This window comes from Burkholderia sp. MSHR3999, assembly GCF_000833595.1.
In the GTDB taxonomy this organism is placed as follows: Bacteria; Pseudomonadota; Gammaproteobacteria; order Burkholderiales; family Burkholderiaceae; genus Burkholderia; species Burkholderia ubonensis.
Map to the genome: position 1 here is coordinate 1,948,713 of NZ_JRFO01000007.1, position 26,496 is coordinate 1,975,208.

Below are 26,496 nucleotides of genomic sequence, written 5' to 3' on the forward strand. Positions count from 1 at the left end.
CTTGATCGACCTCGTCTCCTAGGGATTTCCCGCCTACGGTCGCCGGCCATCTGCGCCGACAAGAAGTTATCCCGTCACGCCGCGAGCGGCGCGCTTCTCCGATCGACCGACCGAACCGACCATGCGCAATCTCTCCCTGAACCAGAAACTCGCTTCGATGATCGTCATCCTTTGGCTCGGCCTGCTCGTGATCGCAGGGCTCGGCGCGTGGCAGACGCGCGGGTCGATGATCGAAGACCGCCGCGACCAGCTCTCGACGCTGGTGTCGCAGGCCGCGAGCGTCGCCGATCACTTCTACAAGCTGTCGCAGCAGAACGCGATGCCGGAAGCCGATGCGAAGCAGAAGGCGCTGGAAGCGATCGCCGCGATGCGCTACGGCGCCGACGGCTACATCTCGATCAACGACTCGAAGGCGGTGATCGTGATGCATCCGATCAAGCCCGAGATCAACGGCAAGGACATGTCCGGCTTCACCGACCCGAACGGCCGGCACCTGTTCGTCGACATCGTGAAGGCCGCGGACCAGAGCGGCGGCAAGGGCTTCGTCGAATACAAGTGGCCGAAGCCGGGCGCGGACAAGCCGCAGGACAAGACGAGCGTCGTGCAGCACTTCGCGCCGTGGGACTGGTATTTCGTGACCGGCATGTACATGAACGACGTGCGCACGGCGGTGCTCGCGAGCGTCGGCCGCTGGCTCGCGATGACCGCCGTGCTCGGCTCGATCGCCACGTTCGTGATGGTGCTCGTGCTGAAGAGCGTGCGCGCGAATCTCGGCGGCGCGCTCGAGGACGCGCTGGAGACCGCGCAGCGCATCGCGCAGGGCGACCTGACCGCGCGCGTCGACCTGCGGCCGAACGATCGCGGCAGCCTGCTGCACGCGCTGCACACGATGCAGGGCGGGCTGATCGACATGGTGTCGCGCGTGCGCATGGGCACCGAGAACATCAACGTCGGCGCGGGCGAGATCGCCGCCGGCAACACCGACCTGTCGCAGCGCACCGAGGAACAGGCGGCCGCGCTCGTGCAGACCGCGTCGAGCATGGACCAGATGACCGCGAACGTGAAGCAGAACGCGGACAGCGCCGCGCAGGCCGCCACGCTCGCCGACCAGGCCGCGCAGGTCGCGACGCGCGGCAGCGAAGTCGTCGACGACGTCGTGCGCACGATGGCCGAGATCACCGACCGCTCGCACAAGATCGGCGACATCATCGGCGTGATCGACGGCATCGCGTTCCAGACCAACATCCTCGCGCTGAACGCGGCCGTCGAAGCCGCGCGCGCGGGCGAGCAGGGCCGCGGCTTCGCGGTCGTCGCGGCCGAAGTGCGCTCGCTCGCGCAACGCTCGGCCACCGCGGCGAAGGAGATCAAGTCGCTGATCGTGTCGTCGAACGAAACCGTCGACCACGGCGCGGCGCTCGTCACGCAGGCGGGCGAGACGATGGGCGAGATCGTGCAGTCGGTGCGGCGCGTGAACGAGATCCTCGACGAGATCAGCCACGCGTCGCGCGAACAGAGCGCCGGGATCGAACAGGTCAATCGCGCGATCGGCGAGATGGACCAGGTGACGCAGCAGAACGCGGCGCTCGTCGAGCAGGCGGCGGCGGCCGCGCATTCGCTGCGCGATCAGGCCGAAGCACTGCGGGATGCGGTCACGCGCTTCGCGTTGCCGGCCTGACGCGGTTCGCGCCGCCCCTGCGGACGGGCGGGCGCACGCTGCGCCGCCCCGCTCCGCCCCGGAGCTCACGCCGATGCCGCAACGCTTGCGTTCGCATTTGCGTTCGCGCTCGCATCGTGGCGCAGGCCGAGCGCCGCCGCGCGCCGGATCAGCTCGATGTCGTTTTTCGCGCCGAGCTTCTTCATCGCGCTGATCTTCTGCGCGCTGACCGTCTGCTTGCCCTTGTTCAACCGCTCGGCGATCCCCTTGATCGACACGCCCGACAGGTAAAGGCGGATCACTTCGATCTCGCGCTGCGACAGCTTCGGCGCGCCCTGGCCGTCGTCGTCGGCCGAAGCGAGCGTGCGCTTGACCGCCGGCGACAGATAGCTGCCGCCGCTGTAGCTCGAATGGATCGCGGTCACGATGTGGCCGACGTCGTCGAGCTTGCTGACGACGCTCAGCGCGCCCCGCGCGAGGATCGAGCGGATGATCACCGGGCTCTCGTGCGTGACCAGCACGACAATGCCGACGCCCGGGCGCGCGACCCGCAGAAAGTCGAGCAGCTTCAGCACCTCCATCTGCCCGTCGCTGCGCATCGCATAATCGATGAGCGCGATGTCGCAGTCTACGTCGCCGATCGACGCGACCAAGTCGCCGGCGCGCTGGTAGACGCCGACCAGATCGATCGCGCTGGCGCTGCCCGCAATGTGTTCCATGCCGGCCAGCGTCAGCGGCCAGTCATAGGCGAAGACGATACGGACATTGAATTTCCCCATACGCGTTTCCCTCGGTTCAGGCGGATTCGACCAATTGCATCGGCGCCGCCCCCCGCCAGTCCGGTTCGGCTATCCCGATCAGGCTATTTATAGCCCAATCGCTATTCTATGAATCCGGCGGCTCGGAAGATATCGGACAGGAACTTAAATGCGCCGCCAAGCGGTAGTACGAGTTTTATATTTGGCTGGCGCGTAACGCCGCGGATGTGTGGTGGTGTTCGCGCAGCGCACCCGGGATCGTGTGGTCCGACAGTCCGCCACCGTCGATCCATTGGCGCGTCCGGTGCGCGGCCTGGTCGATCAGCTGCGCGCACTGCGTGTAATCGTAGGACGACACGTCGAGCGGACACAGCGGCGGCACGACGTGGATCCGCGCGCGGGCCGCGTACTGCTCCAGATCGCGCACCAGCTGCCGGGCGATCACGAGCGTCAGCGCATGCGTCGCGTGGGCGATCGCACTGCGCGGCGGCGCATGCAGCGCGCACGCGAACCCGGCCGGCAGCACGACGATCCGCTCGACGCCGAGCGCGACCGCCACCGAGATCGGCGTGTTGTTGGCGACGCCGCCGTCGACGAGCTCCGCCCCGCCGATCCGCACCGGCGGAAACACGCCGGGAATCGCCGCGCTGGCCTGCACGGCGTCCACGACCGGCCCTGCGGACAGCACGACTTCGGCGCCGGTCAGCACGTCGGTCGCGACGATGTGCAGCGGCAGCGCGGCCTGCTCGATCCGGCGGTACGGCAGGTGCGTTTCCAGCAGCAGGCGGAACGCGTCGGCTTCGACGAGATGGGGCCGGCTGCGCAGGATCATCGCGAGCAGGCCGCGCATCGACAGCGGCATGATGTCCTGCCGGCGGATCTTGCACCAGAGCGCGGCGAGCATCGCGACGCCTTGCGCGTCCGGACGGCCCGCGAAATACGCGGCGTTGATCGCGCCCGCCGATGCGCCGATCACGCAGTCGGGCCGTTCGCCGCTCGCGATCAGCTCGCGGAGCATGCCGACTTCGATCGCGCCGAGGCTGCCGCCGCCGGCGAAGACGAACGCGGTTGACGGGATGGAATCGGGCGGCACGATCGGACTCCGTGCGGGCGGGCGCGGCGCGGGGCGTCGGCTCCGTCATGCATGATGATGGACCGGGCCGGCGCAATCGGGTGTTGCTGAAAACCCTGCCGGGCGGGGCGCGCGGCCGGCCGTTCGGCCAACGTGACGGCCGGCGCGGGGCCGGCGCGATACGGCGGGCGGCACTGCGGGTAAAATTGCGGCCTGCGAATGCCACCCCGGGGCGACGCGCCGTTCACGTGCCGCATGCGCCCTCGCCCGTTTTCTCCGACCGATTCATGACCGATTCCGACCTCCACGCCGACGACACCACGATCCACGAAGACACCCTCTGGCGCGACAGCGGCTGGACGGCCCGCATCATCAAGAACGAAGACGACGACGGCTGGGCCGTCGAGATGGTCAAGGACGGGGAAGCCGAGCCGGCGCTGGTCGGGCCCTGGACGATGGGGCGCGACAAGAAGAACCCGAAGCCGATGGACGCGAACGCGTTCCGGACGCTGGTCAAGACGGCGACCGAAGTGCTGATGCGCCACGAGCAGCAGCGGCGCGCGATGCTGCACAAGGAAGTGACGGTCTGGGCCGGCGAGGACGAAGTGTCGGTGACGCTCGATATCGTGCCGGACGAGTTCGAGCCCTATGCGGAACTCAAGGCGCTCGACCGCTTCGGCGAGCTGCTCGGCGAAGCGAAGGTGTCGGCGGCGTTCAAGCTCAACAAGGCGAGCGCCGAGCGCTGGGTCGAGTCGGGGTTCGGGCGGCCCGCCTGAGCGGCCGCGCGCCTCGCTGCCGGCACGGCTACCTGGCGCACCCGGCCAGGAAAATCCGCACCGCCTGCCGCGCGAGACGGGCGCGCGCCGCCGCATTGGGGCGCCGCGCGGCCCCGAGCAGCATGCGGGTCCGGATGCCGCCGAGCACCAGATAGACGAACTGCTCGGTCGCAACGGACACGTCGTCGAGCGCCAGTTCGCCTGCGTCGACCGCCGCGCGCAGGTAATCGGCGAGCGGCTCCATTCCGCTCAGGCCGCCCTGCTGGTCGTAGTACCCGCGGATCAGCCCGGGAACGCGATGCGCGTCGAGCAGCAGCAGGCGGTACAGCTCGATCATGTCGGCCCGCGTGCCGACCTCGAGGAGGTGCAGCGCAACCGCCTCGAGCACCGTTTCGGGACGATCCGATTCGACCACGAGCCCGCGCAGCTCCTCGACCCATTTGCGCCGCAGCGCGTCGAGGATCGTCGCGAACAGGCCGGCCTTGCTGCCGAATCGGCTATAGAGGGTTTTCTTGGCGACGCCCGCCTCGCGCGCGAGGCTTTCCATGCTCGTCTCGCGATAGCCCGCGCTCAGGAACTGCCGCCGGGCGACGTCGAGCAGGCGTTGCAGGCGGTCCGCCGCTTCCTGCTGCGTCGGGCGGCCGCCGGTTTTCGTCCTGGAAACCTGGACTGTTCGCATTCCGATCGATTCCCTTGACATTCGGGATGCGCGGCGGAAACTATACCGTTGCGTTTCCTGTTCCACGCACGGCAAACCTACCCGACCCACGGGGGCGCGGTCAATGGTCGACTTCTTCATTGAGCGTCCGGTCTTCGCGTCATCGATCGCCATCGTCATGGTGCTCGCGGGTCTGATTGCGTGGTTCAACCTCCCGGTCGAGCGCTTTCCGCAGATCACGCCGCCCCAGGTGCTCGTCAAGTCGACCTACACGGGCGCCAGCGCGCAGGTCGTCGCGGACACCGTGACCACGCCGCTGGAAGCGCAGATCAACGGCGTCGAAGGCATGAGCTACCTCTCGTCGGTCAGCGCGAACGACGGCAGCTCGACGATCACGGTCACGTTCGACGTCGGCTACGACGTCAACATCGGCGCGGTCGACGTGCAGAACCGCGTGTCGCAGGCGACCGCGCAACTGCCCGGCATCGTCACGCAGACCGGCATCACGATCCAGAAGCAGAACCCGAACTTCGTGCTGGCCGTGAACCTCTATTCGCCCGATCATTCGATCGACCCGGTCACGCTCAGCAACTTCGCGTATCTGCAGGTCGTCGATGCGCTCAAGCGCCTGCCCGGCGTCAGCGACGTCACGATCTTCGGCGAGCGCCGCTATTCGATGCGCATCTGGCTCGACCCGGACAAGCTCGCCGCGCTCGGCATGACCGCCACCGACGTGCAGAACGCGATCCTCGACCAGAACGTGCAGGTCGCGGCCGGCAAGTTCGGCGAAGCGCCGGCCCCGCCCGGCACGCCGTTCCAGTATCAGGTCAACACGCAGGGCCAGCTCGCCGACGCGCGGCAATTCGGCGGCATCGTGCTGCGCGCCGGCACCGCGAACGCCGCCGCCGTGCACCTGCGCGACGTCGCGCGCACCGACCTCGGCGCGCAGCAATACACGTCGAGCGCGTCCGTCAACGAAAACCCGGCGGTGCTGATCGCCGTGTTCCAGCTGCCGAGCGCGAATGCGCTGGATCTCGACCGGCGCGTGAAGGCGACGATGCGCGCGCTCGCGCGGCGCTTCCCGAAGGGCATGGCGTGGGGCATCACGTACGACACCACGATGTTCGTCTCCGCGTCGATGACCGAAGTGGCGAAGACGCTCGGCTTCGCGCTGCTGCTCGTGCTCGGCGTCGTGTACCTGTTCCTGCAGAGCTGGCGCACGACGGTGATTCCGATGATCGCGATTCCGGTGGCGCTCGTCGGCACCCTCGCGATCATGCTGGTGCTGCGCTTCTCGCTGAACACGGTCAGCCTGCTCGGCATGGTGCTCGCGATCGGCCTCGTCGTGGACGACGCGATCGTCGTGGTCGAGAACGTCGAGCGCCAGCTCCAGAGCGGGCTGGCGCCGATGGCGGCCGCCAAGCAGGCGATGCACGAAGTGACGGGGCCGATCGTCGCGACCTCGGCGGTGCTCGGCGCGGTGTTCGTGCCGATCGCGTTCCTGCCGGGCATCACGGGCCGCCTCTACAACCAGTTCGCGCTGACGATCGCGATCTCCGTGATGCTGTCGGCCTTCAATTCGCTGACGCTCAGCCCGGCCCTGTGCGCGGTGCTGCTGCGCCACGGGCAAGCGCGGCGGTTCGTGCTGTTCCGCGCGTTCAACCGCGGCTTCGACTGGGCGCGGCAGCGCTACGCCGGTTCGGTACGCCGGCTGATCGCCGCGCGCTGGCTCGCGCTGGCGCTGTTCGCGGGCGGCCTCGCCGTCACCTGGCTGCTGAATGCGACGATTCCGCACGCGTTCCTGCCGGTCGAGGACCCGGGCTATTTCTACGTGATCACGCAGTTGCCGAACGGCGCGTCGCTGCAACGCACCGAAGCCGTGATCGAGAAAACCCGCGCGCTGCTGCGCGCGACGCCGGGCGTCGCCAACGTGCTGTCGATCAGCGGCCTCAATTTCGTGACGCGCGCGACCGCGCCGAACAGCGCCGCCCAGTTCGTGATCCTGAAGCCGTGGGACGAGCGCGGCGAGCAACAGAGCGTCGCCCGCCTGATCGCGCAGGTGCAGCCCAGGCTCGCGCGGATTCCCGAAGCGCTGTCGCTCGCGCTGAATCCGCCGGCGATTTCCGGGCTCGGCACCTTCGGCGGTTTCGACTTCGAGATCGAGGACCTGACGGGCCGCGGCAGCGTCGCGCTCGACGAGGCGACGCACGCGTTTCTCGCGGAGGCGCGCCGGCAGCCCGAGCTCGACGCGCGCACGCTGCTGACCAGCTTCAACACGTCGACGCCGCAGTTCGATTTCCGGCTCGACCGCGACAAGGCGAAGCTGCTGGGCCTGAATGTCGACGACGTGTTCCGCACGATGCAGATCTATCTCGGCTCGCTGTTCGTCAACAACGTCACGCTGTTCGGCCGCAATTTCCAGGTCGTCGTGCAGGCGGACAGCCGCGCGCGCGGCAGCAAGGACGACCTGTCGCGCCTGTATGTGCGCAATGCCGCGGGCGGCATGGTGCCGCTCGCGACCCTCGGGCAGCTCCGGCCGATGGTCGGCCCCGAGACGGTGCCGCGCTACGACGTGTACGGCGCGGCCGAGATCACCGGCAGCGCGGCGCCCGGCTACAGCTCGGCCCAGGCGATCGCCGCGATGCAGCGCGCCGCCCGCGTGCTGCCCGCGGATTTCGGCTACGACTGGACCGGCATCACCTATCAGGAGCTGCAGGCCGGCTCGGTCGCCGGCATCGTGTTCGCGCTCGCGATCGTGTTCGTGTTCCTGTTCCTCGCGGCGCAGTACGAAAGCTGGTCGCTGCCGTTCACGATCATCCTCACGGTGCCGCTCGCGTTGTTCGGCGCGCTGGGGCTGCTGTGGCTGCGCCGCATGCAGGTCGACATCTACGCGCAGATCGGCTTCGTGCTGCTGATCGGGCTCGCGGCGAAGAACGCGATCCTGATCGTCGAGTTCGCGAAGCGGCGCCGCGAGGCCGGCCTCGACATCGTCGACGCGGTGACCGAGGCGGCGCGCCTGCGGCTGCGGCCGATCCTGATGACGGCGTTCGCGTTCATCTTCGGCGCGCTCCCGCTGATGGTCGCCACGGGCGCCGGCGCCGCGAGCCGGCAGTCGATCGGCACCACGGTGGTCGGCGGCATGCTCGCGGCGACGCTGCTGTCGCTCGGCTTCGTGCCGATCTTCTACGCGGTGATCGAGCGGCTGCGCGAAACGATGCGCGAGAAGCTCGCGCGCGCGCACGGGCCGCACGGCCCGCCGCCCGCGGCATGACCGACGCGCGAGGCGATGATGAAAGCCCACCGATTCGCGCTGGTTGTCGCCGCCGCGATTGCCGTCGCGCTGGGCGTGGCGCTGCTCGTCCCGCGCGGCGCGCAGCGCGCCGCCGTCGATCCGCCGCCGGCCCCGCCCGCCGTCGCGATCGAGGTGCCCGTGACGCGGGTCGTCACGCGGACGGTGCCCGTCTATCTCGACTATGTCGGCACGACCGATGCGATTCGCGCCGTCACGCTCCAGGCGCAAGTCACCGGCTACCTGCTGAAGCAGGCCGCGCCGGACGGCGCCGACGTGGCCGCCAACGCGCTGCTGTACCGGATCGACCCGCGCACCTATCAGGCGACGCTCGATGCGGCCACCGCGCAGGCGGCCAAGGACGCGGCCGCGCTCGCCTACGCGATGGCGAGCCATCACCGCAATGCGGTCCTGAACCGGACCGGCGACGTATCGACCGACACGCTGCAGCAATCGGCGAGCACCGAGCGCCAGGACCGCGCGGCCGTCGCGGCGGACCGCGCGCAGATCGAGGCGGCGCGGCTCAATCTGCTGTTCACCGAAATCCGTGCGCCGTTCGCCGGCCGTCTCGGCCTGAGCCTCGTCCACGAGGGCGCGCTGATCAGCACGGCGGGCACGCAGTTGAACACCCTCGTGCAGCTCGACCCGATCTACGCGACCTTCAATCCGCCGGACACCGACCTGCCCACGATCCAGGCGCGCCAGTCGCAGGGCCCGATCCCGGCGGAGGTCGCCGTCGGCCAGGCGAGCGCGCCGCAATACCACGGCAGGCTGACCCTGCTCGACAACGGCATCGTGCGCGGCACCGGCACGATCACCGCGCGCGCGACGATCGACAACCCCGGCCATACGCTGCTGCCGGGGCAGTTCATCCACGTGCGCCTGCACGTCGCCGACCAGCCCGCCACGCTGCTGGCGCCGCAGGTCGCCGTGAGCTCGAACCAGCTCGGCCAGTACGTGTACGTCGTCGGCCCAGGCAACCGGGTCGAGCAGCGCTACGTCACGCTCGGCGCCGACTACCCGCCGCTCGTCGCGGTACGCCAGGGCGTGACCGACGGCGAAACGGTCGTCGTCGGCAATCTGCTGAAGCTCGGCCCGGGCACGCTGGTGCGGCCGATGCCGGCAGGCACGCCGCCCGCCGTCGCGCCTGCCGCGCCCACCGGGAGCCGCGCGCCATGACCGCCCGTCGCGCCCGCCCGCGTGTAGCCGGCTTCGAACCCGGCTTCGAACCTGGCGTTGCCGTCTCCGGTCGCGGCCTCGCCTGCGTCGTGCTCGCGGCGGCATGGCTCGCCGGCTGCGCGGTCGGGCCCGACTTCGTGCGGCCGGCGCAGCCGCAGGCCGTCGGCTATGCGCGCGAGCCGCTGCCGGCGCAGACCGTCGCGTCCGATATCCACGGCGGCGAAGCGCAACGCTTCGTGCAGGGGCTCGATCTTCCCGGCGACTGGTGGACGCTGTTCCGCTCGCCCGCGCTCAACGCGATCATCGAGCGCGCGCTGGCGGCCAACCCGAGCCTGCAAGCCGCGCAGGCGGCGCTGCGCGAGGCGAACGAAACGCGCCTCGCGGGCGAAGGCGCCCTCTTTCCGACAATCAGCGCTGGCGCGTCGGTCACGCGCGAAAAAAAGGCGCCCGCATCGCTCGGCAGCGGCAGCGGCAGCACGATCCCGCCCTTCACGCTCAAGAGCGCATCCGTGAACGTCACCTATCTGCTCGACGTGTGGGGCGGCACGCGCAGGCAGGTCGAAGCACTGACCGCGCGGGCCGAATTCCAGCGGTTCGAACTCGAGGCCAGCTACCTGACGCTGATCTCGAACGTCGTGCTGGCCGCGCTGCAGGACGCGTCGCTGCGCGCGCAGGTCGCCGCGACGCAGGAGATCGTCGACATCGAGACGCAGCAGCTCGCCGGGCTGAAGCGCGAATTCGCGATCGGCGCCGCGGCCAATACCGCGGTGCTGGCGCAGGCCGCCGCGCTGGCCCAGGCGCGCGCCGCGCTGCCGCCGCTGCAGAAACAGCTCGCGCAGACGCGCAACCAGCTCGCCGCCTATCTCGGCCGCTTCCCGAACGACGCGCCGACGGAAACGTTCGAGCTCGAAGCGCTGCAGTTGCCCGTCACGCTGCCCGTCAGCCTGCCGTCGCAACTCGTCGCGCAGCGCCCCGACATTCGCGCGTCGGAAGCGCTGCTGCATGCCGCGAGCGCCGAAATCGGCGTCGCCACCGCCAACCTGCTGCCGCAACTGACGCTCAGCGCCGCCTACGGCAGCGAGACCGCGCAGACGCTGTTCGGACCGGGAACGGCCGTCTGGAACATCGGCGCCGGATTGCTGCAGCCGCTCTTCGAAGGCGGCACGCTGCTGCATCGCCGGCGCGCGGCGATCGCCGCTTACGATGCGGCGGCGGCGCAATATCGCGTCACGGTCGTCACCGCGTTCCAGAACGTCGCGGATGCGCTGCGGGCGCTGCAATCGGACGCGAACGCCGTCAACGCGCAGGCGGCCGCCGAACGCGCCGCCGCGGACAGCCTCGCCGCGTCGCAACGCCAGTTCCGCATCGGCGAGATCAGCCATCTTGCGCTGCTCGATGCGCAACGGACCTACCAGCAGGCCCGCATCGGCGAAATCCAGGCGCGGGTCGCGCGCTACTCGGACGTCGTCGCGCTGTTTCAGGCGCTCGGCGGCGGCTGGTGGAACCGCGCCGACGTGCGGGACGATGGCGGCAACGCCGTCGCCCGATAGCGCATCCGATGCCAACCGGCTCCGCTTTGCGCCACGCGGCCTACACTTAAGTTGAACCGCGCAGGCTGGCACGAGGCTGCGCCACGAAAGGGGTCGAACTTATTTTCCGAGCCAGCAGCCATCGATAGCGAGCACCGCACGGTCGCGTTCGGCGGCGACCGAGGGATTCGTATCGTCTCCGGATCTGCTTCGAGCGCAAATCAACACGGAGGCGGTTTATGAACAGTAAGCTTTCCAACCCGGCACCGCTCGGGCTGGCCGGGTTCGCACTCACGACCTGGATGCTCAGCATGGTGAACGCCGGCTGGTACAGCGCGGACGCGCTGGGCCTCGTGCTGGCGGTCGCGTTCGCGTTCGGCGGCACCGCGCAAATGATCGCGGGCGTGATGGAGTTTCCGCGCGGCAACACGCTGGGCACCGTGGCGTTCCTCAGTTATGGCGCCTTCTGGTGGTCCTTCGCACTGTTCGTCGCATTCCTGGGCACGAAGGTGCCGGAATCGTTCGTCGGCTGGTACCTGATGGCGTGGGGCGTCTTCACGTTCTACATGTGGATCGGCTCGCTGCACACGAGCACGTCCGTGCAACTGGTGTTCCTGTCTTTGTGGATCACGTTCCTGATGCTGGCGATCGGCGCGTGGACCGGGTCGAGCCTGGCCACGCAGATCGGCGGCTACACGGGCCTCGTGACCGCGCTGCTGGCGTTCTACGCGTCGGCGGCCATGATCATCAACGAAGCTTACGGCCACACCGTGCTTCCGACGCACGACTGGTCGCAAAGCCATCCGCGAGCGGCGTGACCCACCGGCGGGCCGGCGGGCGCGCATCGGACGCGCCGGCCGGCGCCGCCGGCCATCGCATCGGTCCCCGAACCGGAATTCGTCCTATCGCATACGCACACCATCGCACCTGGTGCCTCGACCCGTGAAAGACGGACCTATGACGCGCCGCCGTCGGCAGCACGTTCGCTTCGTGCTCCGGGCACCTGGGAGCAAGGAGGATCTGTCATGTCACGAGACAAGCCGTCGCACCGCGCTGCCGCCGAATCGCACGCGGCCGACGTTTCCGAGGCGCAAATCGCCGTCCACTGGCCCGAGGAGGACTACTTCCTGCCGCCCGCCTCGTTCATCGGCCAGGCCAACCTGACCGACCCGGGCGTGTTCGAGCGCTTCTCCCTCGACAGGTTTCCCGAGTGCTTCAAGGAGTTCGCGGACCTGCTCGACTGGTACAAGTATTGGGAGACGACCTTCGACGCGAGCCATCCGCCGTTCTGGCGCTGGTTCGTCGGCGGCAGGCTCAACGCGTGCTACAACTGCGTGGATCGCCACCTGCCGAAGTACCGCAACAAGACCGCGATCCATTTCGTGCCCGAACTCGAATCCGAGGCGGTCCAGCACGTCACGTACCAGGAGCTGTATGTCCGCGTCAACGAATTCGCCGCGCTGTTGCGCGACGTCTTCGGCCTGAAGGCCGGCGATCGCGTGACCCTGCACATGCCGATGGTGGCCGAACTGCCGATCACGATGCTCGCCTGCGCGCGGCTCGGCGTGATTCACTCGCAGGTGTTCAGCGGCTTCAGCGGCGCGGCGTGCGCCGACCGCATCCTCGATTCGGAAAGCCGCCTGCTGATCACGATGGATGCCTATTACCGCGCCGGCAAGCTGCTCGACCACAAGGAAAAGGCGGACATCGCGTTCGCCGAAGCGGCCGGCAAAGGCCACCAGGCCGAGAAGGTGCTGGTCTGGCAGCGCTATCCGGGCAAGTACTCGAGCCCGACGCCGCTCGTCGAAGGCCGCGACGTGATCGTCAACGACGCGCTCAAGCCGTTCCGCGGCAGATTGATCGACCCGGTCGAGATGCCGGCGGAAGCGCCGCTGTTCCTCATGTACTCGAGCGGCACCACCGGACGCCCGAAGGGCTGCCAGCACTCCACCGGCGGCTTCCTGTCGTATGTGGCGTGGACCTCCAAATACATCCAGGACATCCATCCCGAGGACGTGTACTGGTGCATGGCCGACATCGGCTGGATCACCGGCCATTCGTACATCGTCTATGGCCCGCTCGCGCTCGCGACCTCGACGGTCATCTACGAAGGCGTGCCGGTCTACCCCGACCCCGGCCGGCCGTGGCGCATTGCCGAGGAGCTCGGCGTCAACATCTTCCACACGTCGCCGACGGCGATCCGCGCGCTGCGGCGCGCCGGGCCGGACGAGCCCGCGAAGTACCACTATCGCTTCAAGCACATGACGACCGTCGGCGAGCCGATCGAGCCCGAAGTATGGAAGTGGTATCACCGCACGGTCGGCAAGGGCGAGGCCGTGATCGTCGATACGTGGTGGCAGACGGAAACGGGCGGCTTCCTGTGCAGCACCGTGCCGGCGCTGCACAAGATGAAGCCGGGCAGCGCCGGCCCGGGGATTCCGGGCATTCATCCGGTGATCTACGACGACGACGGCAACGAGCTGCCGCAGGGGTCCGGCAAGGCCGGCAACATCTGCATCCGCAACCCGTGGCCGGGCGCGTTCCAGACCATCTGGAAAGCCCCGGAGCGCTTCGTGCAGACGTATTACAGCCGCTACTGCCGGGACCCGAAGAGCAAGGACTGGCGCGACTGGCCGTACATGGCGGGCGACGGCGCCGTCGATGCCGCGGACGGCTATTTCCGGATCCTCGGCCGCATCGACGACGTGATCAACGTCGCGGGCCACCGGCTCGGCACCAAGGAGATCGAGTCGGCGGCGCTGCTGGTGCCCGACGTCGTCGAGGCGGCGGTCGTGCCGGTCGCCGACGAGATCAAGGGCAAGGTGCCCGAACTCTATGTGTCGCTGAAGCCCGGCGTGGAAGCGTCGGAGCAGCTCGCCAGGCAGGTGTCGGAATCGGTGGTCGGGCGGATCGGCTCGATCGCGAAGCCGCACCGGGTGCTGATCGTTCCGGACATGCCGAAAACCCGTTCGGGCAAGATCATGCGGCGCGTGCTTGCGGCGCTGTCGAACCATCAGGACCCCGGCGACGTATCGACGCTCGCCAACCCGGAGATCGTCGACAGCCTGAGGACGCTCGTGAAGTAAACGTAATCGAGAGAACTTCGATCGATCGGCATCTCGTCGTGCGAGCACGGCGGGATGCCGTCATGCCATCTCCGGCCTCGGCTCGACGGCGTGCTGCGCGCGCCGCAGGTGATGCGCGGCCAGCTTGCGCCGCACCGCCTGCTCGAATTGCTGCGTCGCTGTCGCGGGCTCGCGTCGCGCGAAGCCGAGGACGTTGCGCACGATCTGGATCGGCGTCAACACGACGCCCCACGGCAGCCCCCACCATCCGCAGACGGCGGACGTGAGAATCGCCATCGCCTGCTTCTTGCGGCCGCAGCGCCGGCAGCAGACATGACGGCGCGTCGCCCATTGCGTGACGAACACCAGCGACACCACGCGATGGTCGGCATGGACGTCGATGGGGCCGTCCTCGCGCTTGCAGATCGGGCATGGGCCGTGCCGGCAGTCGTCGACGTATTGATGCACCGTGACCGCGGGCAGGCGCTCGGCGACGACGAGCACCGAGTGCGCCTGCGCGCATTGCGCGCCGCAATAGCGGTGACGGTCGATCGTCTGGCCGCCGATGAAGAATGTCTTGCCGCAGTTGCTGCACTCTGCCACGTTACCCCCGGATGCGTTTTTTATGTCGTGCGCGATTAACGTTGATCGACACGTGATTTATCGGCATGCGGCGGGGAGTCTTGAACGACATTTTGATGACAGGTTCTGTCGGGCTGTGCAAATCCCTGTCTGGGTTGTCAGCCTTTCGATAAACGACTTGCGGCACCCGTATGACGTTCGTCGAAACATTCCGTTCTTTTTTCGCTTGAACCTGAGGTTACGTCATGATTTGTTGTTCATTCACGTATAGCGGAATTCGAATTTCAATTCGCTTCCAACAGAAATTGCGCGAACGCCCCGGGCGCGCGCAATACAGCGACAGCGGCGAATGAACGTCACCCCAGCAATTCCTTCCGCCTCAACTGCACGACATCCCGCAACGGCGGCGCGCCGAACAGCCGGCTGTATTCGCGGCTGAACTGCGAAGCGCTCTCATACCCGACGGTCGCGGCCACCGACCCGACGTCCCCGCCCTGCCGCAGCAGCAGCCTGCGCGCCTCGTGCAGCCGAAGCTGCTTCTGATACTGCAGCGGGCTCAGCGTCGTCACGTTCTTGAAATGATGATGCAGCGACGACACGCTCATGTTGACCGCCTGCGCCAGCGTCTCGACCCGCATCGGCTCCGCGAAATGATCGCGGATCCACTCGATCGCCCGCGCGATCCGGTGCGTCTGGCTCCCCGCCACCGCCATGTGCCGCAGCCGCGCGCCCTGCTCGCTCGTCATCAGCCGGTAGATCAGCTCCTTCTCGATCAGCGGCGCCATCACCGGGATGTCGGCCGGCGCATCGAGCAGCCGCACCAGCCGCAACGCCGCGTCGAGCAGCGGCGGCGTCAGCTCGGCCAGCGCGATCCCCTCGCCTTCCGGGCCGGGCTGAGCGTCGGGCAGCCGCATCTCGGCCGCCAGCTCGACGATCCGCTGCGGATCGAGCGCGAGCGACAGGCACAGATACGGCGCGTCCGGCGACGCCTTCGTCACCCGCGAGAGGATCGGCAAGTCGATCGACGTAATCAGGCAATGCTGCGTGTCGTATTCGTAGGCCTGATCGGCAACCACCACCCGCTTCGCGCCCTGCGCGGCGAGCACGAACGCGGCGCGCGACACGCCGCAGCCGAGATCGACCGGATGCGTATGCTTGTGAAACGCCAGCGCGGGAATCGCCGTCGCATGCGAGCCGTCGACCGGCGCAAAGCGGCTGATCAGCGCCGCCAGTTCGCGCCGCCCGGATTCGCGCGACGCGGCAATATCGGTCAGGTCCATCAGGATTCCCTCGATTCGTTCATTTCCCCGTGTCGCGGGAGCTTAGCGAAGCCGGCGGGCTCACGCCGGGAATTTGCAGGATCGTTCAAGAAATTTGCAGAATTAGGTAGACGAAAAAGCCGCGCGGTCGCGCACACTGCCGCCTATCCGGGCTTCGCACCGGGTTTTCCCCACGGAGACACACCCCATGTCCACATCGTTTGTCCTCAACGGCAAGAACGTCACGCTCGATGTCGATCCGACGACGCCCGTCCTCTGGGCGATCCGCGAACACGCCGGCCTCACCGGCACCAAGTTCGGCTGCGGAATGGCGCAATGCGGCGCGTGCACGGTCCATCTCGAAGGCCAGGCCGTGCGCTCGTGCGTGCTGCCGGTCGCCGGCATCGCAGGCAAGCACGTCACGACGATCGAAGGACTTCAGAGCAAGCCCGCCCGGGCCGTGCAGGCCGCCTGGGTGAAGCTGCAGGTGCCGCAATGCGGCTATTGTCAGTCCGGCCAGATCATGTCCGCAACCGCGCTCCTCGAGCAGAACCCGAAGCCGACCGACGCCGACATCGACGCCGCGATGAACGGCAACATCTGCCGCTGCGCGACCTATGCCCGCATCCGCGCCGCGATCCACGACGCCGCCGCAACCCTGGGGGCATGATCATGACGACCGGAATCGATTCCCCGAACGCAGTCCGCCCCGCACGCCGCACGTTCCTGAAGGCCGCCGGCGCCGCGGCCGTCAGCCTGACCGTCGGCTTCGAATGGTTCGGCCTGGGCCGCCGCGCGCTCGCCGCCACCGCGCCCGCCGCCGGGTTCGCGCCGAACGCGTTCCTGCGCATCACGCCCGACGGCCTCGTCACCGTCGTCGCCAAGCACGTCGAGATGGGCCAGGGCGCGTACACCGGCATCGCGACGATCGTCGCCGAGGAACTGGACGCCGACTGGTCGAGCGTGCGCGTCGAGAGCGCGCCCGCCGACGCGAAACGCTACGCGAACCTGGCGTTCGGCACGATGCAGGGCACGGGCGGCAGCTCGGCGATGGCGAACTCGTGGCAGCAGCTGCGCGAAGCTGGCGGGAAGGCCCGCGCGATGCTCGTGTCGGCCGCCGCGGCCCGCTGGAACGTGCCGGCCGGCGAGCTGACGACGAAGGACGGCTTCGTCATCCACGCGAAGACCGGCCGGCAGGCCGGCTACGGCACCCTCGTCGCGCAAGCCGCGAAGCTGCCGGTGCCGGACAAGGTCACGCTGAAGCAGCCGGCGGAGTTCCGCCTGATCGGCCACAAGATCCCGCGCGTCGACGCCGCGCCGAAGTCGGACGGCACCGCGCAGTTCACGCTCGACGTCACGTTCCCGGGGATGCTGGTCGCGCTGCTGCAGCGGCCGCCGCGCTTCGGCGCCACCGTCAAGTCGTTCGATGCGTCGGGCGCGAAGGCGGTGCCGGGCGTCGTGTCGGTCGTGCAGGTGCCGCGCGGCGTCGCGGTCGTCGCGACGGGCTTCTGGGCCGCGAAACAGGGCCGCGACGCGCTGAAGGTCGAATGGGACGATACGCACGCCGAGAAGCGCGGCTCGGATGCGATCCTGCGCGAATACCGGCAGCTCGCGAACCAGCCCGGCGCGCCGGCCCGCACCGACGGCGACGCCGGCGCCGCGATCGCCGGCGCGGCGCGCAAGCTCAGCGCGACGTACGAATTCCCGTACCTCGCGCACGCGCCGATGGAGCCGCTCGACGCGGTGGTCAAGCTGACGCCCGACGGCTGCGAGATCTGGGCCGGCGACCAGTTCCAGACCATCGACCAGGCCAATGCCGCGCAAGTCGCGGGCCTGAAGCCCGAGCAGGTGAAGATCCACACGATGTACGCGGGCGGCAGCTTCGGCCGGCGCGCGAACGCGTGGTCGGACTACGTGGTCGAGGCCGTGTCGATCGCGAAGGCGCTCGGCGCGAACGGCAAGCCGGTCAAGCTGCAGTGGACGCGCGAGGACGACATCACGGGCGGCCTCTATCGCCCGATGTACGTCCACAAGCTCGACGCGGGGCTGACCGCGGACGGCAAGCTGGTCGGCTGGCGGCACCGGATCGTCGGCCAGTCGATCCTCGCCGGCACGCCGTTCGAGGCGGTGATGGTCAAGAACGGGATCGACGCGACGTCGGTCGAGGGCGCGGCGAACCTGCCGTACGCGGTGCCGAACGTGTCGGTCGAGCTGACCACCACGAAGGCCGGCGTGCCGGTGCTGTGGTGGCGCGTCGTCGGCAGCTCGCACACCGCGTATGCGGTCGAGGCGTTCATCGACGAAGCCGCGCACGCGGCGGGCAAGGACCCGTACGCGTTCCGCCGCGACCTGCTCGCGAAGGAGCCGCGCATGCGCGCGGTGCTCGAGCTCGCGGCCGAGAAGGCCGGCTGGGACCCGGCGAAGCCGCTGCCGAAGGGGCGCGGGCGCGGGATCGCGGTGGCCGAGGCGTTCAAGAGCTATGTCGCGCAGGTCGCCGAGGTATCGGTCGGCGCGGACGGCAAGGTGAAGGTGGAGCGCATCGTCTGCGCGGTCGACTGTGGGATCGCGATCAACCCCGACATCGTCGCCGCGCAGATGGAAGGCGGCATCGGCTTCGGGCTCGGCGCGGTGATGCACAGCGCGATCACGCTGAAGGACGGCCAAGTCGAGCAGCGCAACTTCGACGGCTACCAGGTGCTGCGCATCGCCGAGATGCCGAAGGTTGAGGTCTACGTCGTGCCGTCGGCCGAGGCGCCGACCGGCGTCGGCGAGCCCGGCGTCGCGCCGGTCGGGCCGGCCGTCGCGAACGCGATCTTCGCGGCGACGGGCAAGCGGCATTACACGCTGCCGTTCGATTCGGGGGATGGCGCGAAGGCGTGACGGCATGGCGCGCCGGTTCCCCCCATGCGTCTCGCGCGGAGCGAACCGGCGCGCTGCTCCGGCATGCGCGCCGACCGGCTGCGGCCCAGCCCGCGTCACCGCCCGTCATCGCCCGCCCCCGACGTTACATCTGACGTAACGCCCGTAACATCCCCCGCCGATGCTACGTAACAATCCTTCAGCAGCGCATCGCGCCCCGCCCGTCCACGCCGCGTTAAAAATTCTTTGAGATTCAACACCCGCGTGCCTTCCCGCCGCCCGGCGCGGCGGCGCGCCGCCGTCGCTCACCGGCATGGCCCGATCTTTGCAGTAATCCATTGGCAGAAACACTCCTTCAACGGACATGCGAGGGCCGCCATGGATTGCAAGTACCTGTACATCGACAACATCAAGATCAACTTCGTGCGCCGCACGATCGAGATCGACGACAAGCCGGTCGACGTCACGCCGCGCGAATTCGACGTCGTCGAATTCCTGCTCGACAACATGAACAAGATCGTGCCGCGCCAGGCGATCCAGGAAGCGGTCTGGGGCCGCGAGCTCGCCGTGTCGTCGCGCACGCTCGACACGCACATCTCGCGCATCCGCGCGAAGCTGCGCCTCGACCATGACAAGAACCTGCGGATCATCCCGATCTACGCGGTCGGCTATCGGCTCGTGCTGTTCGGCGCGGCGATGACGCACGTCGAGCGTCACGACCCGGCGCCCGCCGTGCGCGCCGTGTCGCAGCACGACAGGGTCGCCGACTACGTCTGAGCGCTCCCCGGCCACCGCGCCGCGCGCCTGCGGAATCCGGGCGCGCGGCGCGGTGGCCGCCGCATCGCGTCCTGCTTCGTAAATCCGCGCCGCTCCCGTCGCCGCCCGCCACGCGCGACTACGGATTCCGTCGCGATGCATCGCCCCGCCCGTCTCTACAATCGTCGCAGCTGCCGCACGCACCCCGCGCCGCCGGCCTTCCAACAACCCGTCGTCCCGACGCCGAAACCGCCCCGATCCCGCCGTGCACGCGCTGTCCCTGACGAATGCCGACGCCGACGACGCCGCCGATCGGGCCTCGCCTCTCGCCCCCGCGCCTTCCACCGCAGCCGCGGTCCCGCTCGACGCGTCGCCGCATCTGCCGCGCCTGTCCGCCGCCGCTGCGCGCGGGCTGTCGTACGCATACGGCGCGACGGCCGCCGTGCCGCTCACGCTCGGCGACCACGCGTACGAGGCGCGGTGGCGCGTCGATGCGCAACCCGCTGCCGACGCGCACGCGTACCGCTTCGTCGTTGGCCCGGCGACCGGCACGCTGTGGATCGATCCCGCCGCCGAAGCCGAATGGCTCGGCGACGCGGCCGATCCCGCCGTCCCGGCCGTGATCCGCGCGGCGCTGCTCGCCGATCTGGGCGCACCGCTGAGCGCCGCCTTGCAGGCCGCGACGCGGCAGCGCGTCGAGTTGCTGCCTCCGCCTCAGTCGCCGCCCGCGTGGCGCGCGGCCCCGGCCGCGCTGCGTTTCGAGCTGCGCCGCGCCGACGGCGCGTGGCGCTGCCATGGCGCGGTGCTGTTCGACGCGCCGGACGCGCTTGCGGTGTTCTTCGCCGAGCGCCCCGCCGCACGGCCCGACGCGCGCGCCGTCTACGCCGGCCTGCCGGTGCCGCTCGTGTTCGAGATCGGCCGCACCGAACTGACGACGGCCGAGCTGGCCGACGTCGTCGCCGGCGACATCATCGCGATCGAGCACTGGCGCGCGCACGAACAGAACCTGCTGTGCGTCGCGCGGCTGCCGGCCGCGCCCGCGTGTGAAATCACCGGACGGCCGTCCGGCAACCGGCTGACCGTCGAACGAATCAGGGAGATGCCCTTGGAACCAACCCGCACCGACACCCCGCCCACCCTGTCGCCCGATGCGCCGCCACATGAGGCGCCGCGCACGCTCGACGCGCTCGCGGTGGACTTGCGCTTCGAGCTGCCGTCGACGTCGATGCCGCTCGGCGAACTCGCCGTGCTGCAGCCGGGTGCGGTGATCGAGCTGCAGCAGGGCATCAACCAGAGCGTGATCCATCTCGTCGCGAACGGGATGCTGATCGGCACCGGCCACCTGATCGCGGTCGGCCAGAAGCTCGGCGTGCGCGTCGTCACGCTCACGCAGCCCGCGCCGCGCGAGCGCTGACCGATGGGCAGCCTGCCGAATCCCGTCGCGCTGATCGCGGTGATCGCCGCGCTCGGCATCGCGCCGTTCGCCGCGCTGATGGTGACGAGCTACACGAAGCTCGTCGTCGTGCTCGGCCTGCTGCGCTCCGCGCTCGGCATCCAGCAGGTGCCGCCGAACCTCGTGCTGAACGGCATCGCGCTGATCCTGTCGCTGTTCATCATGGCGCCGGTCGGCATGTCGATCCGCGACGCGCTGCAGCAGCGGCATTTCGATGCGTCGGGGCAGCTGTCGACCGCGGACGTCGGCGCGCTCGCCGACGCCGCGCTGCCGCCGATCAAGGATTTCCTGGTGTCGCACACGCGGCAGCGCGACCGCGAATTCTTCGTGCGCACCGCGACGTCGGTGTGGCCGAAGAACCGCGCGGAAGGCGTGAAGGACGACGACCTGCTCGTGCTGGTGCCGAGCTTCACGCTCGCCGAGCTGACGAAGGCATTCCAGATCGGCTTCGTGATCTACATCGTGTTCATCGTCGTCGACCTGCTGGTCGCGAACATCCTGCTCGCGCTCGGCATGCAGATGATCTCGCCGACGACGATCTCGGTGCCGTTCAAGCTGCTGCTGTTCGTCGCGCTCGACGGCTGGGCGATGCTCGTGCACGGGCTCGTGCTGTCGTACCGGGTGGCCGGATGAGCGCGCGCGGGCCGCGACGGAATGGGGCGTCGAAGGCGTGCTCGCTCGTGATTGCCGCGTGCGTGCTTGCACCGTGCATGCCGGAGCGCGCCCAGGCCGCACCGCGCGTCGTGCCGCCAGCGGGCTTCGCGCAACTGGCCCGCGCGTGCGCGCCGAATGTCGACCCGCAGACGCTCGCCGCATTGATACGCACCGAATCGGGCTTCAACCCGTTTGCGATCGGCGTCGTCGGCGCGCGCCTGACGCGCCAGCCCGCGTCGCTCGCCGAGGCGCAGGCCACCACGCGCGCGCTCGCCGCGCGCGGCATCAGCTACAGCGTCGGGCTCGCGCAGGTCAACGAGCGCAACTTCGCGAAATACGGGCTCGACGAATCGACGATGTTCGAGCCGTGCCGCAACCTGCAGGCGGGCGGCGCGATCCTGACCGAATGCTTCGCACGCTCGAGCAGCACGGGACGGCCCGCGCAGGCCGCGTTGCAGGCGGCGCTGTCGTGCTACTACAGCGGCAACTTCACGACCGGCTTCTCGAGCGGCTACGTGAGCCGGGTCATCGCAAGCGCGCGCAGCAACGCGCGCGAAGGCGGCGTCGAGCCGATTCCGCTGGCGCGCGACGAACCGCCGCCCGCGCGCCGGCGACGCATCGCGGCGGCCGCGACCGCGCCGCCCGAGCCCACGCGGCGGCCGGCCTCGCCGCCTGCGTCCGTCGACGCGCCGTCGTGCCGCGCACGTCCCGTCGTCATGATGTGCCGGGGACTGGAAGCGGCAGAGGCGAAGCGGCTGTGCGTGCGGTGCCTCGATCAGTGAGGCGGCCGCGCGGCGCCGCCAGCCGGATCGACGCGCGGATCGTCAGGCCGCGCGCTGCGCCTCGAGCCACGCCTGGAACATCAGCACCGTCCATAGCTGATGCTGCCAGTTCATCCGGCCGGTCTGGTGCTGCCGCCACAGGCGCTCGACCGCCGCCGCATCGAAGAAGCCCTCCTCGCGCAACCGCGCGGGATGCAGCAGCGTCTGCGCCCAGTCGCGCAGCGAGCCGCGCAGCCAGTGATCGATCGGCGCGCAGAAGCCCTGCTTCGGCCGGTCGATCAGCGACGCCGGCACGTATGCATCGAGCAGGCGGCGCAGCAGCACCTTCGACCGGCCGTCCGGCAGCCGCAGCGCCGCGGGCAGCCGCCACGCGAATTCGACGACGTGGTGATCGAGGAACGGCATCCGCGTCTCGAGGCTGACGGCCATCGCCGCGCGATCGACCTTGGTCAGGATGTCGGTCGGCAGGTACGTGAGCGTGTCGATCGCCATCGCCTGCTCGGCGAAGGTCAGGTCGGCTGGCCACGCGCTCGCGGTGTCGAGCGGCGTCGGCGGCTCCTGCCCCGCGAGCGCGATGCGCTCCGGATGATGCACCGCCGACATCAGCAGCCGGTACAGCCCGATGCGGCTGTCGGCGGTCATCACATGGCCGAGCTTGTGCAGCCGGTCGCCGATGCGCGGCGGGGTCTCGCGCGCTTCGGCGCCGCTCCACGCGCTCTGCGCGACCGCCGCGAGCTGGTCGGCGTGATCGGGCCGCAGCGCGTGCAGCGCGGCGGCGATCCGCGCGCGCACGGCCGCCGGCACGCGATGCAGCTTGCGCCACAGGCGCGGCGTCAGGAAATAGCGCGTATAGCCGCCGAACAGCTCGTCGCCGCCGTCGCCGGACAGGCTCACCTTCACGTGGCGGCGCGTCAGCTCCGCGACGAGGAAGGTCGGGATCTGCGACGCGTCGGAAAACGGCTCGTCGTAGATCGACGGCAGCTTCGGCACGACCGCGAGCGCGTGATCCGCGGTCACGTACAGCTCGGTATGGCGCGTGCCGAGATGGCGCGCCACCGCCTTCGCATAGCCGGCCTCGTCGTAGCCGGCCTCGTGGAAGCCGATCGTGAACGTGTCGACCGGCGCCGCCGATTGCGCCTGCATCAGCGCGACGATCGCCGACGAATCGACGCCGCCCGACAGGAACGCGCCGAGCGGCACGTCGGCCTCCATCTGCTGCGCAACGGCCTTGCGGAGAATCCCGTCGAGCAGGCCGACCGCCTCCTGCGCGGTGCCTTCGAACGGCTCCGCGCGACCAGCCTCGATCGCGTGTTCGAGCGTCCAGTACGCGCGCGCGCGCGCGGCGTGTCGCGCGCATGCTCGAACTGGATGAACGTCCCCGGCGGCAGCTTGCGGATGCCGCGATAGATCGTGTACGGCGCGGGCACGCTCGACTGCCGCAGGTACAGGCACAGCGCATCGCGATCGATCGCGCCGTCGAAACCCGGAAAGCTGCGCAGCGCCTTCAGCTCGGACGCGAACACCAGCGCGTCGCCGATCCGTCCGTAATAGAGCGGCTTCTCGCCGATCCGGTCGCGCGCGAGCGTCAGCACGCGCGACTCCCGGTTCCAGAGCGCGACCGCGAACATGCCGGTCGCGCGGCGCAGCGCCGCCTCGACGCCCCACGCGGCGATCGCCGCGAGCAGCACTTCGGTGTCCGAGTGTCCGCGCCATGCCGGCGCGCGGCCGGTGCGCTCCAGCTCCGCGCGCAGCGCCCGGTGGTTGTAGATTTCGCCGTTGAAGACGAGGACGAAGCGTCCGCACACGGACGCCATCGGCTGGCGGCCGTGCACCGACAGATCGACGATCGCGAGCCGCCGGTGGCCGAGCGCGATCCCGGCTTGCGCATCGAGCCAGGTTCCCTGCGCGTCGGGCCCGCGGTGCGCGAGGCTCGCCGTCATCCGCGCGAGCGTCGCGCGGGCTGTCTCCTCATCGAAAGCGGCGCTGTTCAAAAAGCCGTCGATTCCGCACATGTTCTTGCCCGTGTATTGATCGAACCCGTCTCGCTCGGCGCCACGTCGCGGCACGCCGTCGGGCGAGACGGTCGGGCCATGTTACGGAGAAATTATTCATCAATAAATCTGGGTGGCCGTTGTCAGCCATCTAAAAAAATCGGCGTCAAGCGCCGCATGCGGAAATGGAGAAAGGGCCACATCGGATGGCGCGCCGGGCAGATCCCGCAACGAAACCGGAAAACGGTACGGATGGCGAAACCGAAACGGCAATGAACATAAAAACGGCCGCCGATTCGAAATCCGAAATTTCGGCCGCTCAATTCGCGCCCGTCGCCCACTTCAGCAGCGCCGCCACTTCGCGGAAATGCCGCGGCTGGATCGTGCCGTTTTCCGGCGTCGAGTCGTACAGCGCCTGCGCAAGCCCGACGTTCGCGAGCGTCGGGCGCAGCGCGTCGCGCGCGAGCCGGACGATCCGCTCGGCCGCCTCGCCCTCGCCGCGCGCGAGCACCCACGGCAGCGAGCCCATCCCGCCGTAGTACAGTGCGACCGCGACGCGCGACGAATAAACGACCACCGATGCGAAATCGATCCGGTCCTGCAGCGACGCATACTGCAGTTCGCGCGCGAGCTGCCGCCGCTTCGCCTGGATGTGCGGATCGCCCTCGTCGTCCTTGTGCTCGCGCCGCACCTCGTCGATCGACATCTTCATCTTCTTGTTGAACTCGTGATGCTGGTGAACGATGTCGATGATCGCCATCACGACATAGACGAGCGCCGCCCAGCCGAACAGCAGCATCAGCAGCTTCACGATCAGCGCGAGGATCGACATCGGCCGCAAGAAGCCGGATTGCACGGCCGGATCGAGCGACTCGACGATCAGCCAGCCGAGCGTCGCGACGAGCAGCACCGTCTTCAGCAGCATCTTCACGAGATTGACGACGTTGCGCAGCGACGCCATGTTCTTCAGCCCTTCGGCCGGGTTGAGCCGCGACAGCTGCGGCACGAGGCGGCTCCACGCCATCACGCCGCCGACCTGCACGAAACCCGCGAGCAGCCCGAGCGCGAGGCCCGCCCCGACGATCTCCGCCGACAGCGTCATCCAGTCGCGCGCGGCGCCGCCGACGAGCGCCGCGAGCCGCGCGCCGGGATCGGCCGCGCCGACCGCATCGAACACGAGCCGGAACAGCCCCTGCAGGCGCTCGAACAGCGCGCCGAGCCCGACCGCGAGCGCGACGCATGCGCCGACGAAGAACGCCGACGAGATCGTCTCGGCGCTCTTCGGCACGTCGCCTTTCTCGCGCGCCTCGCGCAGGCGCTTCGCGCTCGGCTTCTGGTTCTTCTCGGCCATGCGCGGCCTTCACGCCGCGCCGTGCGGCGCGAACAGCGCGCGCAGCAGCGCCATCAATCCGCTGTCGGGGCTCAGCAGCGCATGCAGCGACGCGTACACGACCGGCAGGAACAGCATCATCATCAGCATCGCGAGCACACTCTTCACCGGCTGCGCGAACACGAAGATGTTGAGCTGCGGCACCGCGCGCCCGACGAGGCCGATGCCGAGCTCGACGAGCACCAGCACGATCACGACCGGCGCCGAGAGCTTCACCATCCAGTCGAAGATCGTGTCGGTCTGACGCACCACGAAGGTCTGCAGCATCGACGAGAAATCGGGGCCGAGCGAGCCGATCGGCCACCATGCGTACGACTGCGCGAACAGTTGCACGAGCACCTGCAGCCCGCCCGCGGTGACGAACAGCGCGATCGCGACGAAATTGAGGAAGCCGGACGTCGGGCCGCCCTCGTGCCCGCCCATCGGATCGAAGAACGCGGCGCTGCCGCTGCCGGTCTGGAAGTCGATCAGGTAGCCGACGCCCTGGATCGCGAACAGCACCGCGCTGAACGCGCCCGCGAGCAGCACCCCGACCACCGCCTCTTTCGCGACCAGCAGGCACCACATCAGGAACGGCAGCGCGGCGACCTGCGCGGGATCGATCGCGGGCGCGACGAACGCGGCGATCACCACGGCGATCCCGTTGCGCACGAGCCCCGTGACGATCTGCTCGTTGAACACGGGCACGACGAACATGATCGGCAGCAGGCGCGGCATCACGTACAGCAGCGGCCGGAGCGCGGCGGCGACGTCGTTGAAACCGGTCGCCTGGTCTAGCATCGGCGCTCCG

20 protein-coding genes and 1 pseudogene are annotated in these 26,496 nt (G+C 69.2%); 13 read left to right on the forward strand and 8 right to left on the reverse strand.

What is annotated here, in order from left to right; genetic code table 11:
* The first annotated feature begins 121 nt into the window (after window positions 1-121).
* The gene (locus KY49_RS32005; protein ID WP_042588288.1) at window positions 122-1,675 is read left to right on the forward strand and encodes a methyl-accepting chemotaxis protein; all 1,554 of its coding nucleotides are present in this window, start codon (window positions 122-124) and stop codon (window positions 1,673-1,675) included.
* A gap of 65 nt (window positions 1,676-1,740) precedes the next feature.
* Here KY49_RS32005 and KY49_RS32010 read toward each other — a convergent pair whose 3' ends face one another.
* A complete protein-coding gene (locus KY49_RS32010) occupies window positions 1,741-2,433 on the reverse strand; it encodes a response regulator transcription factor (RefSeq protein ID WP_042588289.1) in 693 nt (230 codons plus the stop codon).
* A gap of 175 nt (window positions 2,434-2,608) precedes the next feature.
* Window positions 2,609-3,505, reverse strand: a complete 897-nt coding sequence (locus tag KY49_RS32015) for a patatin-like phospholipase family protein (protein ID WP_042588290.1) — start codon at window positions 3,503-3,505, stop codon at window positions 2,609-2,611.
* 266 nt (window positions 3,506-3,771) lie between these two features.
* On the opposite strand from KY49_RS32015, the gene KY49_RS32020 reads away from it, so the two are divergent.
* A complete protein-coding gene (locus KY49_RS32020) occupies window positions 3,772-4,260 on the forward strand; it encodes a hypothetical protein (RefSeq protein ID WP_042588291.1) in 489 nt (162 codons plus the stop codon).
* A 28-nt stretch (window positions 4,261-4,288) separates the two neighbouring features.
* On the opposite strand, the gene KY49_RS32025 is transcribed toward KY49_RS32020, so the two are convergent.
* Window positions 4,289-4,939, reverse strand: coding sequence for a TetR/AcrR family transcriptional regulator (locus KY49_RS32025; RefSeq protein WP_042588292.1), 651 nt, complete (start codon window positions 4,937-4,939; stop codon window positions 4,289-4,291).
* 103 nt (window positions 4,940-5,042) lie between these two features.
* Here KY49_RS32025 and KY49_RS32030 point away from each other — a divergent pair, with 103 nt between their 5' ends.
* The 5 genes from KY49_RS32030 (at window position 5,043) to acs (ending at window position 14,001) form a co-directional block, all read left to right on the forward strand.
* Window positions 5,043-8,189 (forward strand): efflux RND transporter permease subunit, encoded by a 3,147-nt coding sequence (locus KY49_RS32030; RefSeq protein ID WP_042588293.1) that lies wholly within the window; start codon window positions 5,043-5,045, stop codon window positions 8,187-8,189.
* Between the two features lie 18 nt (window positions 8,190-8,207).
* Window positions 8,208-9,386: an efflux RND transporter periplasmic adaptor subunit gene (locus KY49_RS32035; RefSeq protein ID WP_042588899.1), complete on the forward strand. Its 1,179-nt coding sequence runs from the start codon at window positions 8,208-8,210 to the stop codon at window positions 9,384-9,386.
* Window positions 9,383-10,936, forward strand: a complete 1,554-nt coding sequence (locus KY49_RS32040) for an efflux transporter outer membrane subunit (RefSeq protein WP_082062486.1) — start codon at window positions 9,383-9,385, stop codon at window positions 10,934-10,936. The genes KY49_RS32035 and KY49_RS32040 overlap by 4 nt, the downstream gene beginning before the upstream one ends.
* A 218-nt stretch (window positions 10,937-11,154) precedes the next feature.
* A complete protein-coding gene (locus tag KY49_RS32045) occupies window positions 11,155-11,733 on the forward strand; it encodes an acetate uptake transporter (RefSeq protein WP_010089794.1) in 579 nt (192 codons plus the stop codon).
* A gap of 207 nt (window positions 11,734-11,940) precedes the next feature.
* Window positions 11,941-14,001, forward strand: a complete 2,061-nt coding sequence (gene acs / locus KY49_RS32050) for an acetate--CoA ligase (protein WP_042588295.1) — start codon at window positions 11,941-11,943, stop codon at window positions 13,999-14,001.
* Window positions 14,002-14,061: 60 nt separating this feature from the next.
* Here acs and KY49_RS32055 read toward each other — a convergent pair whose 3' ends face one another.
* The gene (locus KY49_RS32055) at window positions 14,062-14,583 is read right to left on the reverse strand and encodes a hypothetical protein (RefSeq protein ID WP_042588296.1); all 522 of its coding nucleotides are present in this window, start codon (window positions 14,581-14,583) and stop codon (window positions 14,062-14,064) included.
* 335 nt (window positions 14,584-14,918) lie between these two features.
* Complete coding sequence (locus KY49_RS32060; RefSeq protein ID WP_042588297.1) at window positions 14,919-15,842, reverse strand: AraC family transcriptional regulator; 924 nt, start codon at window positions 15,840-15,842, stop codon at window positions 14,919-14,921.
* 187 nt (window positions 15,843-16,029) lie between these two features.
* On the opposite strand from KY49_RS32060, the gene KY49_RS32065 reads away from it, so the two are divergent.
* From KY49_RS32065 to KY49_RS32090, 6 genes are all read left to right on the forward strand, one after another.
* Complete coding sequence (locus KY49_RS32065) at window positions 16,030-16,491, forward strand: (2Fe-2S)-binding protein (protein WP_010089798.1); 462 nt, start codon at window positions 16,030-16,032, stop codon at window positions 16,489-16,491.
* A 2-nt stretch (window positions 16,492-16,493) separates the two neighbouring features.
* A complete protein-coding gene (locus KY49_RS32070) occupies window positions 16,494-18,701 on the forward strand; it encodes a xanthine dehydrogenase family protein molybdopterin-binding subunit (RefSeq protein ID WP_042588900.1) in 2,208 nt (735 codons plus the stop codon).
* A 357-nt stretch (window positions 18,702-19,058) separates the two neighbouring features.
* The gene (locus tag KY49_RS32075; protein WP_042588298.1) at window positions 19,059-19,457 is read left to right on the forward strand and encodes a winged helix-turn-helix domain-containing protein; all 399 of its coding nucleotides are present in this window, start codon (window positions 19,059-19,061) and stop codon (window positions 19,455-19,457) included.
* Window positions 19,458-19,701: 244 nt separating this feature from the next.
* Window positions 19,702-20,850 (forward strand): type III secretion system cytoplasmic ring protein SctQ, encoded by a 1,149-nt coding sequence (gene sctQ / locus KY49_RS32080; protein ID WP_042588299.1) that lies wholly within the window; start codon window positions 19,702-19,704, stop codon window positions 20,848-20,850.
* A gap of 3 nt (window positions 20,851-20,853) precedes the next feature.
* Window positions 20,854-21,522 carry a type III secretion system export apparatus subunit SctR gene (gene sctR, locus KY49_RS32085; protein ID WP_010099708.1) on the forward strand — a complete coding sequence of 223 codons (669 nt, stop codon included), beginning with the start codon at window positions 20,854-20,856 and terminating at the stop codon, window positions 21,520-21,522.
* A gap of 77 nt (window positions 21,523-21,599) precedes the next feature.
* A complete protein-coding gene (locus tag KY49_RS32090; RefSeq protein WP_442854661.1) occupies window positions 21,600-22,325 on the forward strand; it encodes a lytic transglycosylase domain-containing protein in 726 nt (241 codons plus the stop codon).
* Between the two features lie 42 nt (window positions 22,326-22,367).
* Here KY49_RS32090 and asnB read toward each other — a convergent pair.
* The 3 genes and pseudogenes from asnB to sctT form a co-directional block, all read right to left on the reverse strand.
* Window positions 22,368-24,337, reverse strand: a pseudogene (gene asnB, locus KY49_RS32095) (asparagine synthase (glutamine-hydrolyzing)).
* Between the two features lie 298 nt (window positions 24,338-24,635).
* Complete coding sequence (locus KY49_RS32100; RefSeq protein WP_042588301.1) at window positions 24,636-25,667, reverse strand: EscU/YscU/HrcU family type III secretion system export apparatus switch protein; 1,032 nt, start codon at window positions 25,665-25,667, stop codon at window positions 24,636-24,638.
* A gap of 9 nt (window positions 25,668-25,676) precedes the next feature.
* Window positions 25,677-26,486, reverse strand: coding sequence for a type III secretion system export apparatus subunit SctT (gene sctT, locus KY49_RS32105; protein ID WP_042588302.1), 810 nt, complete (start codon window positions 26,484-26,486; stop codon window positions 25,677-25,679).
* Window positions 26,487-26,496: the final 10 nt, after the last annotated feature.

Coding starts and splice junctions, on each gene's coding strand:
- KY49_RS32005 (WP_042588288.1), top strand. CDS start 122: ATGCGCAATCTCTCCCTGAACCAGAAACTCGCTTCGATGATCGTCATC.
- KY49_RS32010 (WP_042588289.1), bottom strand. CDS start 2,433: ATGGGGAAATTCAATGTCCGTATCGTCTTCGCCTATGACTGGCCGCTG.
- KY49_RS32020 (WP_042588291.1), top strand. CDS start 3,772: ATGACCGATTCCGACCTCCACGCCGACGACACCACGATCCACGAAGAC.
- KY49_RS32025 (WP_042588292.1), bottom strand. CDS start 4,939: ATGCGAACAGTCCAGGTTTCCAGGACGAAAACCGGCGGCCGCCCGACG.
- KY49_RS32030 (WP_042588293.1), top strand. CDS start 5,043: ATGGTCGACTTCTTCATTGAGCGTCCGGTCTTCGCGTCATCGATCGCC.
- KY49_RS32035 (WP_042588899.1), top strand. CDS start 8,208: ATGAAAGCCCACCGATTCGCGCTGGTTGTCGCCGCCGCGATTGCCGTC.
- KY49_RS32040 (WP_082062486.1), top strand. CDS start 9,383: ATGACCGCCCGTCGCGCCCGCCCGCGTGTAGCCGGCTTCGAACCCGGC.
- KY49_RS32045 (WP_010089794.1), top strand. CDS start 11,155: ATGAACAGTAAGCTTTCCAACCCGGCACCGCTCGGGCTGGCCGGGTTC.
- acs (WP_042588295.1), top strand. CDS start 11,941: ATGTCACGAGACAAGCCGTCGCACCGCGCTGCCGCCGAATCGCACGCG.
- KY49_RS32060 (WP_042588297.1), bottom strand. CDS start 15,842: ATGGACCTGACCGATATTGCCGCGTCGCGCGAATCCGGGCGGCGCGAA.
- KY49_RS32065 (WP_010089798.1), top strand. CDS start 16,030: ATGTCCACATCGTTTGTCCTCAACGGCAAGAACGTCACGCTCGATGTC.
- KY49_RS32070 (WP_042588900.1), top strand. CDS start 16,494: ATGACGACCGGAATCGATTCCCCGAACGCAGTCCGCCCCGCACGCCGC.
- KY49_RS32075 (WP_042588298.1), top strand. CDS start 19,059: ATGGATTGCAAGTACCTGTACATCGACAACATCAAGATCAACTTCGTG.
- sctR (WP_010099708.1), top strand. CDS start 20,854: ATGGGCAGCCTGCCGAATCCCGTCGCGCTGATCGCGGTGATCGCCGCG.
- KY49_RS32090 (WP_442854661.1), top strand. CDS start 21,600: ATGCCGGAGCGCGCCCAGGCCGCACCGCGCGTCGTGCCGCCAGCGGGC.
- KY49_RS32100 (WP_042588301.1), bottom strand. CDS start 25,667: ATGGCCGAGAAGAACCAGAAGCCGAGCGCGAAGCGCCTGCGCGAGGCG.
- sctT (WP_042588302.1), bottom strand. CDS start 26,486: ATGCTAGACCAGGCGACCGGTTTCAACGACGTCGCCGCCGCGCTCCGG.